Origin of the sequence: Burkholderia anthina (assembly GCF_001547525.1) — a bacterium.
Classification (GTDB): Bacteria; Pseudomonadota; Gammaproteobacteria; order Burkholderiales; family Burkholderiaceae; genus Burkholderia; species Burkholderia semiarida.
In genome coordinates this window covers 2,342,131-2,358,100 of the sequence record NZ_CM003768.1, presented here as the reverse complement: position 1 = coordinate 2,358,100, position 15,970 = coordinate 2,342,131, and the positions used below count along the sequence as shown (strand labels likewise).

Annotated in this window: 13 protein-coding genes; 7 read left to right on the top strand and 6 right to left on the bottom strand. The window is 68.8% G+C overall.

What is annotated here, in order from left to right; translation table 11 throughout:
• Positions 1 to 2: 2 nt before the first annotated feature.
• The 3 genes from WS64_RS10785 to WS64_RS10775 all read right to left on the bottom strand — a co-directional run bounded on the left by WS64_RS10785 (position 3) and on the right by WS64_RS10775 (position 4,426).
• Entirely contained in the window at positions 3 to 836 is an 834-nt protein-coding gene (locus tag WS64_RS10785) for an RNase A-like domain-containing protein (RefSeq protein WP_060966941.1), read from the bottom strand.
• A 378-nt stretch (positions 837 to 1,214) separates the two neighbouring features.
• Entirely contained in the window at positions 1,215 to 2,723 is a 1,509-nt protein-coding gene (locus WS64_RS10780) for a class I adenylate-forming enzyme family protein (RefSeq protein ID WP_060966440.1), read from the bottom strand.
• A 50-nt stretch (positions 2,724 to 2,773) separates the two neighbouring features.
• Complete coding sequence (locus tag WS64_RS10775) at positions 2,774 to 4,426, bottom strand: acyl-CoA dehydrogenase family protein (RefSeq protein ID WP_060966439.1); 1,653 nt, start codon at positions 4,424 to 4,426, stop codon at positions 2,774 to 2,776.
• A 120-nt stretch (positions 4,427 to 4,546) separates the two neighbouring features.
• On the opposite strand from WS64_RS10775, the gene WS64_RS10770 reads away from it, so the two are divergent.
• From WS64_RS10770 to WS64_RS10755, 4 genes are all read left to right on the top strand, one after another.
• Positions 4,547 to 5,215: a TetR/AcrR family transcriptional regulator gene (locus WS64_RS10770; protein WP_060966438.1), complete on the top strand. Its 669-nt coding sequence runs from the start codon at positions 4,547 to 4,549 to the stop codon at positions 5,213 to 5,215.
• A 208-nt stretch (positions 5,216 to 5,423) separates the two neighbouring features.
• Positions 5,424 to 6,578: a pyridoxal phosphate-dependent aminotransferase gene (locus WS64_RS10765; RefSeq protein ID WP_060966437.1), complete on the top strand. Its 1,155-nt coding sequence runs from the start codon at positions 5,424 to 5,426 to the stop codon at positions 6,576 to 6,578.
• Between the two features lie 48 nt (positions 6,579 to 6,626).
• Positions 6,627 to 7,415: an ABC transporter substrate-binding protein gene (locus WS64_RS10760; protein WP_060966436.1), complete on the top strand. Its 789-nt coding sequence runs from the start codon at positions 6,627 to 6,629 to the stop codon at positions 7,413 to 7,415.
• Positions 7,416 to 7,429: 14 nt separating this feature from the next.
• Entirely contained in the window at positions 7,430 to 8,860 is a 1,431-nt protein-coding gene (locus WS64_RS10755) for an FAD-binding oxidoreductase (protein ID WP_060966940.1), read from the top strand.
• A gap of 59 nt (positions 8,861 to 8,919) precedes the next feature.
• On the opposite strand, the gene WS64_RS10750 is transcribed toward WS64_RS10755, so the two are convergent.
• Both WS64_RS10750 and cadR read right to left on the bottom strand, forming a co-directional pair.
• Positions 8,920 to 9,492, bottom strand: coding sequence for a PadR family transcriptional regulator (locus tag WS64_RS10750; RefSeq protein ID WP_060966435.1), 573 nt, complete (start codon positions 9,490 to 9,492; stop codon positions 8,920 to 8,922).
• 68 nt (positions 9,493 to 9,560) lie between these two features.
• Entirely contained in the window at positions 9,561 to 9,992 is a 432-nt protein-coding gene (cadR, locus tag WS64_RS10745) for a Cd(II)/Pb(II)-responsive transcriptional regulator (protein ID WP_059580548.1), read from the bottom strand.
• 81 nt (positions 9,993 to 10,073) lie between these two features.
• On the opposite strand from cadR, the gene WS64_RS10740 reads away from it, so the two are divergent.
• Together WS64_RS10740 and WS64_RS10735 are read left to right on the top strand one after the other, a co-directional pair.
• A complete protein-coding gene (locus WS64_RS10740) occupies positions 10,074 to 12,644 on the top strand; it encodes a heavy metal translocating P-type ATPase (protein WP_060966434.1) in 2,571 nt (856 codons plus the stop codon).
• Between the two features lie 10 nt (positions 12,645 to 12,654).
• Entirely contained in the window at positions 12,655 to 13,029 is a 375-nt protein-coding gene (locus WS64_RS10735) for a zinc ribbon domain-containing protein (RefSeq protein WP_060966433.1), read from the top strand.
• 168 nt (positions 13,030 to 13,197) lie between these two features.
• Here WS64_RS10735 and WS64_RS10730 read toward each other — a convergent pair whose 3' ends face one another.
• On the bottom strand, positions 13,198 to 14,079 hold the full coding sequence (locus tag WS64_RS10730; protein ID WP_060966432.1) for an AraC family transcriptional regulator: 882 nt from the start codon (positions 14,077 to 14,079) through the stop codon (positions 13,198 to 13,200).
• A gap of 276 nt (positions 14,080 to 14,355) precedes the next feature.
• Between WS64_RS10730 and WS64_RS10725 the strand changes: the two genes are divergently transcribed.
• Entirely contained in the window at positions 14,356 to 15,819 is a 1,464-nt protein-coding gene (locus WS64_RS10725) for a mechanosensitive ion channel (protein ID WP_060966431.1), read from the top strand.
• The last annotated feature ends 151 nt before the right edge of the window (positions 15,820 to 15,970 follow it).

Genomic DNA, 15,970 nt, shown 5'->3' with positions numbered 1-15,970 from the left:
TTTCATTTGGTCAAATACGACGTGACAATATAGAAAGGCATTCCGTTGAATGACTGTGCCCTCAAGACGATCTGAACGCGGCTTAGATTTCCGATGATCTCATTGTCCCTGCTCAACCCATAACCGACGCTTCGTCCGACGTTTTCATTGAGCACGAGAGGGGCCCTCGAGGTGGACTGAGCCCACGCAACAATTCGGGGCGCGTTTTGCTGCATGACACTCGAAATGGCCCATTCCGCCTCTGCCAGGCTCCAAAATGACGATACAAACTCTTTCGAGGGTTCGTTTTTGAGTCGGGACCGGAGATAAGCTTCACTTTTTCCCACATGCCTGGCAATCGTATGGCCACCCAGCCGCGGGTTTGCGGCGCTTGCCTCATGCTGCATCAAATTGATCCGCCCCGCGGTGATACTCGACGCTCGAATCGCCTTGATCGCGCCCGCGAGCCCGCACGGCACCGCGAGATCCAGCGACAGCCCGACATGATCGGCCATCTCCGGCGGCGCTTTCGCCGCTTCGACCAGCTTGCTCACGCCGTGTTGCAATAGCGCGCTCGTCTGTCGCCCAGTCCAGACCTGGTTCAGGCCGGCTGCCGCCGTGTCGGCGCCGTGTACGCCGAACGCGACACAACCGAGTTTGGTGAGGCCGGTCGGTTCCGGCGCGACGCACAACGCCGCAGCGCCTGCCATCTCAAGCACGCCGCCCACGACGTGCAGGCCGGCCCATAACCGGTTGCTCAACATCTCGCCCGGACTGATCGTCTGGCGCTTCAGTACGGCAGCCAACTGGGCCGCGCTCAGTATGACCCGAACTTCACCATCGTGGTCCTCGCGCATCGTTTCTCTCATATGGAAATAAAAATGAAAGAAACGACGTTAATACATTGCTTGAATGGATATTTTTCGAGATTGGCGCTAACGGAAGCGAATCCCTGAGCCGACGCGGCTTGTCGCTGGATCGAAACGTCACAAACGGTAAATGAAGGCCACACGGACGTTGGCGCAACTGGCTCCCACATCCACGTCAGTCGGGCACTTACGCTTTTCGTCGGAAGGCCGGCGATGTGCCTGTTCCGGCATCAATTCGATTCACCGGGCGAGGGTATACGCCGGCAAGTATCAGGAGCGCTTCGGCGAAGTACCTGTCGTTGCGCGAAGACCGACATGGCCGGTGTCACGTCGACGCCCGTTGCGCGACTCGCTCGTGCGTCACCGTTATTCACGCCGCCCGCGCAGCAAGAACTTCTGCAACTTGCCCGTCGGCGTGCGCGGCAGCGCCTGCACGAACGCGAACTCGCGCGGTACCTTGTACGCCGCGAGCCGCTCGCCGCAGAACGTGCGCAGCGCATCCGCATCGGGTGCCGCGTTCGTCCGCATCACCACGTGCGCGACGACCGTCTCGCCCCAGTCCGGATGCGGAACGCCGACGACGGCCGCTTCCACGATGTCCGGATGCGCGCCGAGCACGTCCTCCACTTCCTTCGAATAGACGTTCTCGCCGCCGGTGACGATCATGTCCTTCAACCGGTCGACGATGAACAGATAGCCATCCTGATCGATCCGCGCGATGTCGCCGGTGCGATACCAGCCGCCCGGCGCGAACGCGGCGTGCGTGGCGGCCGCGTCGTCGAGATAGCCGAGCATCATGCTGTCGGCCTTCAACCAGATCTCGCCGGTCTCGCCCGGCCGCGCATCGACGCCGTCCATCCGCACCACCCTCAGGTCGACGCCCGGGCCGCCGTGGCGGCCGATCGAGCCGGCCTTCGCGACCTGCTCGTCCGGATACAGCGTCGTGCCGGCAGGGCCCGCTTCCGTCATTCCGTACACCTGAAAGAACGCGTGACTGCGATACGCACGGGCAAGCCGTTCGGCCTGCGCGGCGCCGATCGGGCCGCCGCCGTACAGCCACGCGCGCACGCTCGACAGGTCGAACGCCGCGAAGCCGTCGATCGTGTCGAGCGGCAGCGTGTACGACACCGGCGCGCCGAAATACAGCGTCACGCGCTCGCGCTCGACGGTCTGCAGGAAGCGCAGCGGATGGTATTCGCGCAGCAGCACGACGGTGCCGCCCGCATACAGCGTGCCGCCGAACCAGTTGTTCAGCGGCGACGAATGCCAGATCGGCATCGCCATCAACGTGCGTTCGTCACGGCCGATGCCGGTCGCGAGCGCCGCCTGCATCGCCGCGAGCGTCACCGTGCGATGACTGTGCACGCAACCCTTCGGGCGGCCGGTCGTGCCGGACGTGTAGAGGATCTGCGCGATGTCGCCGTCGGCCGGCTCGATGCCCGCGAGGCCGTCCATCGTCGCGCACATCGTGTCGAAGTTCGGCACGCCGTCGAGCTCGCCCTCGGTCACGAGCCGCCGCGCCGGATGCACGACGCGCTCGACCACCGGCGCGAGCGCCACGTCGAACAGCAGCGCGGTGCTGCGGCTGTGTTCGAGCACGTAGTCGACTTCCGGCGCCTGCAGCTTGTGGTTGATCGGCACGAACGCCGCGCCGAGCCGCCATGCGCCGAACATCAGGTCGACGAAGGCCGGCGTGTTGAAGCACATCGCGGCGACGCGGTCGCCGGCCGCGACGCCGAGCGCGCTCAGCACGGCCGCCGCGCGGTGCGAACGCTCGCGCGCGGCCGCATACGTGATCGTCGCGGATTCGCTGACGAGGAACGGTTTGTCGGGCGTCGCACGGGCGGCGCGGTCGAGGGCGGCGACGAGGTTCATCGAGGCTCCGGGCGGGCGAACGAACGCGAATTCGGGTGAACGGGCCGGCGTCAGGCCGGGTACGCGCGCTGCAGCAGCGCGGCGACGTCGGTCGCATGCGGATCGAAGCCGCCTGCGATACGGCCCCAGTCGGGCGCGGCGAGCCGTGTCGCGACGAACGCGTCGGCGACCGCCGCCGGCGCATCGCGACGCAGCAGGCACGCCTGCGCGACGAGCGCGAGCCGTTGCGCGAACACGCGGCCCGACGCTTCGAGCGTGTCGGCCGGGGCGGCGAGCATCGCGCGCAGCGCGTCGAGCGCCGCGCGAATGCGCGGTTCGCCCGCACCGAGGTCGGCCAGTTCGTCGAACAGCGCGGCGGCCGCGTCGGGCTCGCGCGACACCGCGCGCAGCACGTCGAGGCACATCACGTTGCCCGAGCCTTCCCAGATCGAGTTGACGGGCGCCTCGCGGAAGAGGCGTGCGATCGGGCCGTCGTCGACGTAGCCGTTGCCGCCGAATACTTCCATCACCTCGCCGGTCAGCTCGACCGCGCGCTTGCAGACCCAGAATTTCGCGGCGGGCGTGACGATCCGTTTCCATGCGCGTTCGCGCGGCGAGTCGTCGCGTTCGAACGCGTCGGCGAGCCGCATCGCGAGCGACAGCGCCGCTTCGCTCTCGAGCGCGAGATCGGCGAGCACGGTGCGCATCAGCGGCTGCTCGGCGAGCGCGCGGCCGAACGCATGGCGCTGGCGCGTGTACGCGATCGCCTGCACGACGCCCTGGCGCAGCATCGCCGCGCTGCCGAGCACGCAGTTCAGCCGCGTGTACGTCGCCATCTCGATGATGGTCGGAATGCCGCGGCCTTCGTCGCCGAGCATGATTCCCCACGCGTCGTTCAGTTCGATCTCGCTGCTCGAGTTGCTGCGGTTGCCGACCTTGTTCTTCAGCCGCTGGATCTCGACCGCGTTCTTCGTGCCGTCCGGCCGCCAGCGCGGCACGTAGAAGCACGACGGGCCGCCGGCTTCGGTGCGCGCGACGACGAGGTGCGCGTCGCACATCGGCGCGGAGAAGAACCACTTGTGGCCGCGCAGCCGGTATTCGCCGCCGCGCCCGCCCGCGCCGACCGGCGTGGCGAGCGTCGTGTTCGCGCGCACGTCGGAGCCGCCCTGTTTCTCGGTCATGCCCATGCCGAACCAGATCGCGCGCTTGGCGGCGATCGGCACGTCGCGCGGATCGTAGTCGTCGCTGTAGAGCTTGTCGCGCAGCAGGTCCCACAGCGCGGGTTCCTTTTTCAGCACGGGGATCGCGGCCTGCGTCATCGTCGCCGGGCACAGCGTGCCGGCCTCGATCTGGCCGTGCAGATAGAAGCCGGCGGCCGTCGCGGCCCAGCGGCCGCGGCGCGACTCGCGGAACGCGAGCGACACGAAGCCTTCGCGGCGGTACTGGCCGAGCAGCGCGTGCCAGGCGGGGTGGAAGTCGACGCGATCGATGCGCCGGCCGCGCCGGTCGAACGCGTTCAACTCCGGTGTGTGCCGGTTCGCTTCGTCGGCGAGTTGCGCGGTGTCGGCGCTGCCGAGCCGCGCGCCGTACGCGTCGAGCTGCGGCACGGCCCAGTCGGCGCCGGCCCGGACGAGCGCGTCGCGCAGCGCGAGATCCGTCGCGAAGAGGTTATAGTCGACGAGTTCGTCGAACTGGTTCGTGACGGCGTGAGTCGGGTCGGTCATCGCGGTTGTCTCCGGTCTCGTGCTTCGCGGTCAGCCGGCGTCGCGCCGCGCGCAAGGCGCTTCGGCGCGGGTTCCGGGTGCCGGTAAAACGTGTTTCCTGTTGAATTCAGAGTAGCAAATATGCCGCCGCGACATGTTCAGGTTCCGGCGCCGCCCGGCTCGCCGGCGGCGCAACCCGCGCCCGCGTTGCGCCGCCGGCCGCGCCAGTCGCGCGCGCAGGCGAGCTCCGACGCGCTGCAACAGGCGTTCGTTCAGCTTTTGCTCGAACGCGGCTACGCGAAGGCGACGATCCGCGAGATCGCGGCCGTCGCGGGCGTCAGCATCGGCACCTTCTACGAGTATTTCGGCGACAAGCAGAGCCTCGCGGCGCTCTGTATCCACCGCCGCGTGCTGGCGCTGGCCGACCGGCTGCGCGACGCGGCGCAGCGGCTGCGCGGCGCGCCGCGGGCGGCGCTCGCCGCCGCGCTGGTCGACCTCCAGGTCGATGCGATCGCCGCCGACGCGGCGCTCTGGGGCGCGCTGTTCGCGCTGGAGCGGCAGGTGTCGCCGCTGGCCGCGTATCGCCGGCATTACGACGCCTATGTCGCGCTGTGGCGCGATGCGCTCGCGCACGCGGCCGATCCGCCGCCGGCCGAACGGCTCGACGGGATCGCGCGGATGGCCCAGACGATCTGCTACGGCGGGCTGTCGCAGGCGCTGCTGACGCTCGGGCCCGCGCTCGATTTCGCCGCGCAACGCCGCGAACTGCGGGCCGTGCTGCTCGCGTATTTCGCGGCGGCCGACGCCTAGCCTTTCGTAGGAGAAATGCCGGATTTGCATGTCGGCCCGTCGAGCCGGCCTTGCCGTTGCGTGCTTCTCCCGCCGAGCCATGAGAAAAATGCATGGCCGTCATGACGAACTTTCGATTGTCCGCCGATATTGGCTCGGGCTAAATCATGCGGCAGATGCGGTGCCGCGCGTGGCGCGGCCCGCCCGAAGGACATCAGGAGGAGGAGTCATGCGAAGCGCCACCGCGCCCCGTTCGAAACTGCCCGACGTCGGGACGACGATCTTCACGGTGATCGGCCAACTGGCTGCTCAACACGACGCGTTGAACCTGTCGCAGGGCGCGCCCAATTTCGCGCCCGATCCGGCGCTCGTCGAAGGCGTCGCGCGCGCGATGCGCGACGGTCACAACCAGTACGCGCCGATGGCCGGCGTGATCGCGCTGCGCGAGCGGCTCGCCGAGAAGACCGAGGCGCTGTACGGCGCGCGCTACGACCCGGCGACCGAGATCACGGTGATCGCGAGCGCGAGCGAAGGGCTCTATGCGGCGATCAGCGCGCTCGTGTACCCGGGCGACGAGGTGATCTATTTCGAGCCGTCGTTCGACAGCTATGCGCCGATCGTGCGGCTGCAGGGCGCGACGCCGGTCGCGATCAAGCTGTCGCCCGAGCATTTCCGCGTGAACTGGGACGAGGTGGCCGCAGCCATCACGCCGCGCACGCGGATGATCATCGTCAACACGCCGCACAACCCGACCGCGACCGTGTTCTCCGCCGACGATCTGGAGCGGCTCGCGCAGCTCACGCGCGACACGGGCATCGTGGTGCTGTCCGACGAAGTCTACGAACACGTCGTGTTCGACGGCGCGCGGCACCAGAGCGTCGCGCGCCACCGCGAGCTGGCCGAGCGCAGCGTGATCGTGTCGTCGTTCGGCAAGTCGTTCCACGTGACCGGCTGGCGGGTCGGCCATTGCCTCGCGCCGGCCGAGCTGATGGACGAGATCCGCAAGGTGCATCAGTTCATGGTGTTCTCGGCCGACACGCCGATGCAGATCGCGTTCGCGGAAATCCTCGCGCGGCCGGATAGCTATCTGGGCCTGTCGGCGTTCTACCAGGCCAAGCGCGACCTGCTCGCGCGCGAGCTGGCCGAGTCGCGTTTCGAGCTGCTGCCGAGCGAAGGCTCGTTCTTCATGCTCGCGCGCTTTCGCCACTTCTCGGACGAAAGCGACAGCGACTTCGTGCTGCGCCTGATCCGCGACGCGCGGGTCGCGACGATTCCGCTGTCGGCGTTCTATACCGACGGCACCGACGCCGGCGTGATCCGGCTCAGTTTTTCGAAGGACGACGCGACGCTGGTCGAAGGCGCGCGGCGGCTGCGTTCGCTGTAGGACAACCGGCGGCGGAGACGTCGCATCGACCCGACTCAGGAGATCACAATGAAGCACACGGCTACCCTCAAACTCGCGTTCGCACTCGCGTGCGCAAGCGGCGCCGGCGCGGCGCTCGCCGATGCGCCGACGCTGCGCTTCGGCCTCGAAGCGCAATACCCGCCGTTCGAATCGAAAGCGCCGAACGGCGACCTGCAGGGCTTCGACATCGACGTCGGCAATGCCGTCTGCCAGACGGCGAAGCTGTCGTGCAAATGGGTCGAGACTTCGTTCGACGGGCTGATTCCGGCGCTCAAGGGCCGCAAGTTCGACGCGATCAACTCGGCGATGAACGCGACCGAGCAGCGGCGCCAGGCGATCGACTTCACGACGATCATCTATCGCGTGCCGACCCAGTTGATCGCGCGCACCGGCAGCGGCCTGCTGCCGACGCCGGAATCGCTGAAGGGCAAGCGCGTGGGCGTGCTGCAGGCGTCGATCCAGGAGACCTTCGCGAAGGCGCACTGGGAGCCGGCCGGCGTCGCGGTCGTCGCGTACCAGGACCAGAACCAGGCGTATGCGGACCTGGTCGCGGGCCGCCTCGACGCGACGCTCGTGCTCGCGCCGTCCGGCCAGCGCGGCTTCCTGTCGCGCCCGGACGGCAAGGGCTTCTCGTTCGTCGGCCAGCCGGTGCACGACGACAGGATCCTCGGCAGCGGCATCGCGTTCGGCCTGCGCAAGGGCGACGACGCGCTGAAGGCGAAGCTCGACGCGGCGATCGACAAGCTGAAGGCGGACGGTACGGTGAAGTCGCTCGGCGTGAAGTATTTCGGCGATATCGACATCTCGACGAAGTGAGCGGGCCGCGCACGATGCCGACCCCGAACCCGGGCGCCACGGGCAGCGAACCGGACGGCATGCGGCTGCCGGACGAGGCCGTCGATGCCGTGCTCGCCGCCGAACTGGGCGACGCGCTCGTCACGCGCGCGGCCGATATCGATCCGCGCTACTTCACCGCGTACAACGAGCCGGCCGGCGTGCGGCCGCGTGCGCTGGTGCGCCCGCGCAACGTCGACGACGTGTCGCGCACGCTCGCGCTGTGCACGCGGCTCGGCCAGCCGGTCGTGCCGCAAGGCGGACTGACGGGGCTCGCGCGCGGCGCGGTCGCGCTCGGCGGCGAGGTCGTGCTGTCGATGGAGCGCTTCGCGGGCATCGACGCGCTCGACGCGGCGGCCGGCACGATCACCGTGCGCGCGGGCACGCCGCTGCAGACGGTGCAGGAAGCCGCGCAAGCGGCGGGCTTCACGTTCGGCGTCGATCTCGGCGCGCGCGGCTCGTGCCAGATCGGCGGCATGCTCGCGACCAATGCGGGCGGCACGCGCGCGATCCGCTACGGGATGATGCGCGAGCAGGTGCTCGGGCTCGAGGCGGTGCTCGCGGACGGCACGGTCGTGTCGTCGATGAACCGGATGCTGAAGAACAACGCGGGCTACGACCTGAAGCAGCTCTTCATCGGCAGCGAAGGGACGCTCGGCGTCGTCACGCGCGCGGTGCTGCGGCTGCATCCGTTGCTGGCGGCGCCGGCCACGGCGCTTTGCCGCGTGCGCGACTACGATGCGGTGGTCGCGCTGTGGAATCGTGTCCGCACGCTGCCGGAAGTCGTCAGTTTCGAGGCGATGTGGCCGGCGTTCTACGACTACGTCGCGCGCCATACACCCGGGGTGTCGGCGCCGTTCGTCGGCGCTGGCGGCTTCGTGGTGTTGATCGAATGCGCGACGAGCGCGCCGGGCGGCGATGCGCACCAGGCGCTGGAAACGGGGCTGGCCGCCGGGTTCGATGCGGGGCTCGTCGACGATGCGGTGCTCGCGACTTCCGAGCGGCAGGCGCGGGACTTGTGGACGCTGCGCGAAGGCCTCGCGATCGATGCGCTGCCCAATCTCGTCAACTTCGACGTCAGCTTGCCGACGGGCGAACTCGGCGCGTTCGCCGAACGCTGCGAGGCGGCGTTGCGCGCGCGCTGGCCGGCGCTCACGTGCCTGTTCTTCGGCCATGTCGGCGACGGCAACGTGCATATCGGCGTGTCGCTGACCGACATGACCGACGCGGACGCCGACGCGCTCGATCACTGCGTGTATGCGGCGGTGCGCGACATGGGCGGCTCCGTGTCGGCCGAGCACGGGATCGGCGCGCTCAAGCGTCCTTATCTCGCGCACACGCGCAGCGACGCGGAAATCGGGCTGATGCGGCGCCTGAAGGCCGCGCTCGACCCGCGCGGCATCCTGAATCCCGGCAAGGTGCTGTGACGCGGCCGGCGCCCGTCGCCCGCCGCCCGCCGCCGGCGGAAAACGGTCGGCGCGACGCGTCAACCGTCCACCCAGCGCAGCGCGCCGATCTTCAGGTGTTCGACGACGCTGCGCGCCCAGTCGAGCTCCGCATTGAGCAGCACGAGCGCATGTTCGTTCTGCAGCAGGAACAGGCGCGGCACCTGGTCGGCCTGCGCGGCGGCGCGCAGCGCTTCCAGCCGCTCGCGCTCGGCGTCGAGCCGCGCGATGCGCAACTCGAGCTGGTGGCGCGCATCTTCGGCATCGAGCAGCGGCAGGAACGCGAGACCGGCGCCGAATGCCGGAAATTCACGCGCGGGCTCCGCGAGCAACGCATGCAGCCACGCCTGCCCCGCGGTGTGCCCGGCTTCGGTCAGCGCATACACGGTGCGCTCCGGAAACGCGCCGTCGCGCTCGGTGTCGTGCACGGCGATCAGCCCGTCGCGCAGCAGGCGGTCGATCGTCTGGTAGAGGCTCGTGCGCTGCCGCACGTTGACGACTTCGTCGTACCCGCGGGCCTTCAGTTGCTGCAGCATCCCGTACGGATGCATCGGCGCTTCGGTGAGCGTCGCAAGGACGGCCAGCGCGAGTGGGGACGGGCGGCTCGTGGACATGAATAGTTAAAGTATGTCTAGTAATAATATAACTATTCTCAAGGAGACTATCTTGTTTGACAAGGGTTTCAGCCCAGGTGCGAGCGCTTTGCGGCTGGCGCGACGGTTTCCATCGTCGCGAGACCGTGCACGATGCCGCAATCCTCGACCGAATGCTCGCCCACGCACTGGCGGCGCAATTCGGTGAGCTGGTTGCGCAGATGCGTGAGTTCGGCGAGGCGCGCATCGACGTGTCCGATGTGATCGTCGAGCAGCGAATTGATCGAATCGCAGCGGTCGGCCGGCGTATCGGTGAGCCGCAGCAGCGCGCGGATTTCGTCGTGCGCCATGTCGAGCGCGCGGCAGTTGCGGATGAAGCGCAGCCGCTCGACGTGCACGTCGGTGTAGTTGCGGTAGTTCGAATCGGTGCGCTCCGCGTCCGGCATCAGACCCTCTTTCTCGTAGAAACGGATCGTCTCGGGCGTGCAGCGGGCCGCTTTGGCCAGTTCGCCAATCTTCATGCCTTTCTCCCGTGCAAGGGTTGACCTTGTAGTGGCTTCAGGGTGTTAACTCTACACCGTCAAGCCACAAAGGAGGTTGTCATGACCGACGCCAAGCGCACCCCCGACCCACGACACCGTCATGCCGGCGGCGCCGATGCGTGCTGCGCCGATGCGCGCGACACGCAGACGGCGGCCGTGGTCGATGCGGTGCCGGCGGCCGGCGCGCGCGCGCACGGCCATGGCCACGACCACGGGCACGATCACGCCGCACACGGCGACGCGGGTCATGACCACGATCACGACGACGCGCGTGACGATACGCATGAGCATGGCGCCACGTGTTCGCACGACCACGCCGCGCATGACCATGTCGGCCACGACCACGACCACGACCACGACCACGACCACGACCACGACCACGACCACGACCACGACCACGACCACGACCACGACCACGCGGCCGGCGACTGCTGCGCGCCGGCCGCGCTGACGCTCGCGCCGCTGCCGGTCGCGCAGGCGACCGCGTCGGGCCACGTGCGCTCCGCGTTCCGGATCATGCAGATGGACTGCCCGACCGAGGAAACGCTGATCCGCAAGAAGCTCGGCGGGATGAGCGAAGTGTCGGCGCTCGAATTCAACCTGATGCAGCGGATGCTGACCGTCGAGCACGTGCCCGGCGCGCAGCCGGCGATCGAAGGCGCGATCCGCACGCTCGGGATGACGCCGGAGGCCGCGACGGCCGATGCACCGTCGGCGCCCGCCGCGCCGCCGCCGGCGAAGCCGTGGTGGCCGCTGGCGCTCGCCGGCGTCGCCGCGATCGCGTCCGAAGGCGCGACCTGGGCCGGGCTGCCGGTGTGGCTGTCGGCGGCGCTCGCGCTCGCCGCGGTGCTCGCGTGCGGGCTCACCACGTACAAGAAGGGCTGGATCGCGATCCGCAACGGCAACCTGAACATCAACGCGCTGATGAGCATCGCGGTGACGGGCGCGATGGCGATCGGCCAGTGGCCGGAAGCCGCGATGGTGATGGTGCTGTTTACGATCGCCGAGCTGATCGAGGCGAAGTCGCTCGACCGCGCGCGCAATGCGATCCAGGGGCTGATGCAGCTCGCGCCGGACACCGCGACCGTGCAGCAGGCCGACGGTTCGTGGCGCACGATCGAGGCCGCGCAGGTCGCGCTCGGCGCCGTCGTGCGCGTGAAGCCGGGCGAGCGGATCGGGCTGGACGGCGAAGTCGTCGCGGGCCGCTCGACGGTCAACCAGGCGCCGATCACCGGCGAGAGCCTGCCCGTCGAAAAGGCGAGCGGCGACGCCGTCTACGCGGGCACGATCAACGAATCGGGTTCGTTCGAATACCGCGTGACGGCCGTCGCGGCCCACTCGACGCTCGCGCGGATCATCCACGCGGTCGAGGAAGCGCAGGGCGCGAAGGCGCCGACGCAGCGCTTCGTCGACCAGTTCGCGCGCGTCTACACGCCGATCGTGTTCGCGGTCGCGCTGCTGGTCGCGGTGGCGCCGCCGCTCGTGATGGGCGGCGCGTGGCACGACTGGATCTACCGCGCGCTGGTGCTGCTCGTGATCGCGTGCCCGTGCGCGCTGGTGATCTCGACGCCGGTGACGATCGTGTCGGGGCTCGCGGCCGCGGCGCGGCGCGGAATTCTCGTGAAGGGCGGCGTCTATCTGGAGGAAGGGCGCAAGCTCGCGTGGCTCGCGCTCGACAAGACCGGCACGATCACGCACGGCAAGCCGGTGCAGACCGACTTCGACGTGCATGCGGACGATGCCGATGCGGCGCGCGTGCGGCACCTCGGCGCGAGCCTCGCGGCGCGCTCCGATCACCCGGTGTCGCAGGCGATTGCCGCCGCGGCGCGCGACGCCGGCACGACGGCATTCGCCGACGTGCAGGACTTCGAAGCGATCGTCGGGCGCGGCGTGCGCGGCACGATCGACGGCGCGCGCTACTGGCTCGGCAACCACCGCCTCGTCGAGGAGCTCGAGCGCTGCTCGGCGGCGCTCGAGACGAAGCTCGACGCGCTGGAGCGGCAGGGCAAGAGCGTCGTCGTGCTGGTCGACGAAACGCGCGTGCTCGGTATCTTCGCGGTGGCCGACACGATCAAGGACACGAGCCGCGCCGCGATCGCCGATCTGCATGCGCTCGGCATCCGCACCGCGATGCTGACGGGCGACAACCCGCACACCGCTCAGGCGATCGCCAAGCAAGCGGGCATCGACGACGCGCGCGGCAACCAGTTGCCGGAAGACAAGCTCGCGGCGGTCGAGGAACTGTCCGCGGGCGGCGCGGGCGCGGTCGGGATGGTCGGCGACGGGATCAACGATGCGCCGGCGCTCGCGCGCGCCGACATCGGCTTCGCGATGGGCGCGATGGGCACCGACACGGCGATCGAGACGGCCGACGTCGCGCTGATGGACGACGACCTGCGCAAGATTCCCGCGTTCGTGCGGCTGTCGCGCGCGACGCACCGCGTGCTGGTACAGAACATCGGCTTCGCGCTCGGCGTGAAGGTCGTGTTTCTCGGGCTTACCGTCGCGGGGCTCGGCACGATGTGGATGGCGGTCTTCGCGGACGCGGGCGCAAGCCTGATCGTCGTGGCCAACGGCTTGCGGCTGCTGTCGTCCTCCGGGGCGTTCGGCGGCGCACCGGCCAAGCGTTGAGGAGCGGGCGATGAGTTTTCTGAAACGGATCTTCGGCGGCCACGGCGGCGGGCACGGCAATAGCGGCCACGGCGGCCACGGCGGCCACGGCGGCGGGCATCACGGCGGGCCGCGCCAGGGCGGAAACGGCGGCCACGATGCGCGCGGCCGCGATCGCCACGGCTGGGGCTGGCAGGCGCCGGCCGATGTGGGCAACGGTGGCCAGGGCGGCAATCTGGCGCTGAGCCAGCTCGCGTGCGCGGGCTGCGGCGCACTCAACGCGGCCGATGCACGCTTTTGCGCGCAGTGCGGCGCGGCGCAACGCGGCAAGGCCTGCAGCCGCTGTCACGCGGCGCTGGCGGCCGACGCGCGGTTCTGTCCCGGCTGCGGAACGCAGGCGGCTTGAAGATTTCCGCGCGTTCGTGCCGGCTGCGCATGAGCACAGGCCGGCACGCTTCGTTCGACGGCCGGCGCACCGGCATGCCCGATGTCGTCCCCGGCATGCTCGCGCCGGCAATATCGTCGCGGTCCGTCAGGATACGGCTCCACGACGCACCCTCTACGCACCCTTTACTCAGCGCAACGGCAGGTGAATTTCGGTGCGCAGGTCGGCCGGCGCCGCGTCCATCGGCGTATTGAGGTACAGCTCGAACGGCGGCGCGTCGGCGGCTTCGCGGCCCGAGTGACGCAGCCAGTCGCCGTAGAGCCACTGGTAGGCCGTTTTCAGGTCCGCATACGGCCCCGTATGCAACAGCACCGCGTATTCGCCGCCTGCGATCGTCGCACGCTCGACCGGCGGCACGGGCGCGACGTCCGGCGCGCCGTCGGCCGGCATCAGGCACGCTTTCGCGCGCAACTGTGCTTCGGGCGTCGTGTCCGGATCGTCGTAGAAAATCCCGATCATCTTCGCGCCCGGGCCGATCAGCCCGTGCTGCCCGGCCCACGCGCCGATCCGGCCGAACGCGTCGCCGACCTTCAGGTATGCGCCGGTATGCGCCACCGCGTAGCCGCGCAGTTCCGGCAGACGCCGGATCTCGACTTCATGCTTGAACATGTCTTCCTCTCCTCGCTGTAGTGGATAAATCGGCCGGTGTGTGCCCGTGCGGCGATGCTCCGCCGGCAGCACGCCGTACGCGTCGCGAAACGCCCGCGCGAACGCGTGCGTCGACCCGTAGCCCGCGCGCCGCGCGATCTCGTCGAGCGGCCGCGCGGTGCAGACCAGATCCTCGGACGCCCGCACGATCCGCATCCGCCGCACCGTCAGCACGATCGATTCGCCGTACAGCGCGCGGTAGACGCGCTGCCAGTGATACGGCGACAGGCACGCGACTTCGGCGAGCCGGTTCAGGTCGAGCGGGCCGTCGAGATGCGCGCCGATGTACGCGTGAACACGGGCCACGCTGGCCGCGTAGCGGGCCCATGCGGGCGGGTCGGTTTTTGTGTCGGCTGGGGGCATCGGCGTGTCCGGGCTGGAACCGACGCCACGGTAGCACGGGCCGAATGGACAAATCTTGCGGAAATGCGTAGCCGCCCGAAGTCCGTCCCCTTTTTATTTCACCGAAATGGGGTCTTGTCCCTCCGCGATCTATGACTAAAGTTAAAGACGGTGAAATCGGATGAACGCGTCATTTTTCTCGGGTAAGTTGCTCGCACGGGGCAGCACGCATTTCGAAGTACGCAGGTAGTTCGTCGATGTTCAATCGCAACGCCACGTTTTTCGGGAGAAGAAGAAATGGATGCTTCCAGCTTCATCACGTCGCTGCAGACCACGCTAGGCGGATACCTGCCGAAGATCGCCGGCGCGATCGGCATCCTGGTGATCGGCTGGCTGATCGCCGTCGCGGTGCGGGCCGGTGCGCTCCGGCTGCTCAACGCGCTGAAGGTCGATCAGCGGATCACCGACAGCACCGGCCAGGGCGCATGCGTCGAACGCATCATCGCCGGCGGCCTGTTCTGGCTCGTGCTGCTCGTCACCGCGGTGGGCATCTTCAACGTGCTCAACCTGTACGCGGTGTCCAATCCGTTCTCGCTGCTCGTCACGCACATCGTCAACTACCTGCCGAACCTGATCGGCGGCGCGGCGCTGACGCTGATCGCGTGGCTGATCGCGTCGCTGCTGCGCAGCCTCGCGAACCGCGCGCTGAAGGCGAGCAAGGTCGACGCCACGCTGTCCGAAAGCGCCGGCATGCAGCCGATGAGCGGCTATCTCGGCGACGTGCTGTTCTGGCTCGTGATCCTGATGTTCCTGCCGGCGATCCTCGGCTCGTTCGCGCTGTCGGGCCTGCTGTCGCCGGTGCAGGGAATGGTCGACAAGCTGCTCGCGATCGTGCCGAACCTTTTCGCGGCCGCGGTGATCGGCTTCGTCGGCTGGGTCGTCGCGCGCGTGCTGCGCGGCCTCGTGACGAACCTGCTGGTCGCCGCCGGCGCCGACCGCCTCACGCAAGGAATCGACAGCCCGACGCCCGTGCGCGTGTCGAGCCTGGTCGGCACGATCGTCTACGTGTTCGTGTTCGTGCCGACGCTGATCTCCGCGCTCGACGCGCTGAAGATCGACGCGATCTCGATCCCCGCCACCAACATGCTGAACCAGTTCCTCGGCGCGGTGCCGGACATCGTCGCGGCGATCGTGATCGTGCTGGTCACGTTCTACTTCGCGCGCTTCGTCGCGTCGCTCGCGCAGAAGCTGCTGGAAGCGGCCGGTGTCGACGGGCTGCCGGCCGTGCTCGGCGTCGAGCGCGTGTTCTCGGGGATCCTGCAGCCGTCGGTGCTGGTCGCGCGGCTGATCGTGTTCTTCGCGATGCTGTTCGCGTCGGTCGAGGCCGCGAACCGGCTCGGCTTCACGCAGGTGCGCGACGTCGTCACGCTGTTCATCGAATTCGGCGGCCACGTGCTGATGGGCGGCGTGATCCTCGTGATCGGCGTATGGCTCGCCGGCCTCGCGCGCCGCGTGATCGAGCAGGCCGACCGCGAGCACAGCGTGCTGTTCGCGCGCATCGCGCAGTTCGCGATCCTCGGCCTCGTGTTCGCGATGGGGCTGCGCGCGATGGGCATCGCGAACGAAATCGTCCAGCTCGCGTTCGGCCTCGTGCTCGGCGCGATCGCGGTGGCCGTTGCGCTGTCGTTCGGCCTCGGCGGCCGGGAAGCGGCCGGCAAGCTGCTCGACCGCTGGTTCAACCAGCGCGGCGGCGGCCAGTAAGCACGCGCGATCCGGCCCGCATCGGAAGGGCCGGATCGGCGTTCCAGCCCGCGCGGCCGGCGTTTCCGCAAGCCTTCGGCAACCCGCGCGGCTGGCGTTTCAGCGAGCATTTCCGCAAGCGAAATGTCAGCCGCGATCTTTGCCGAATTTC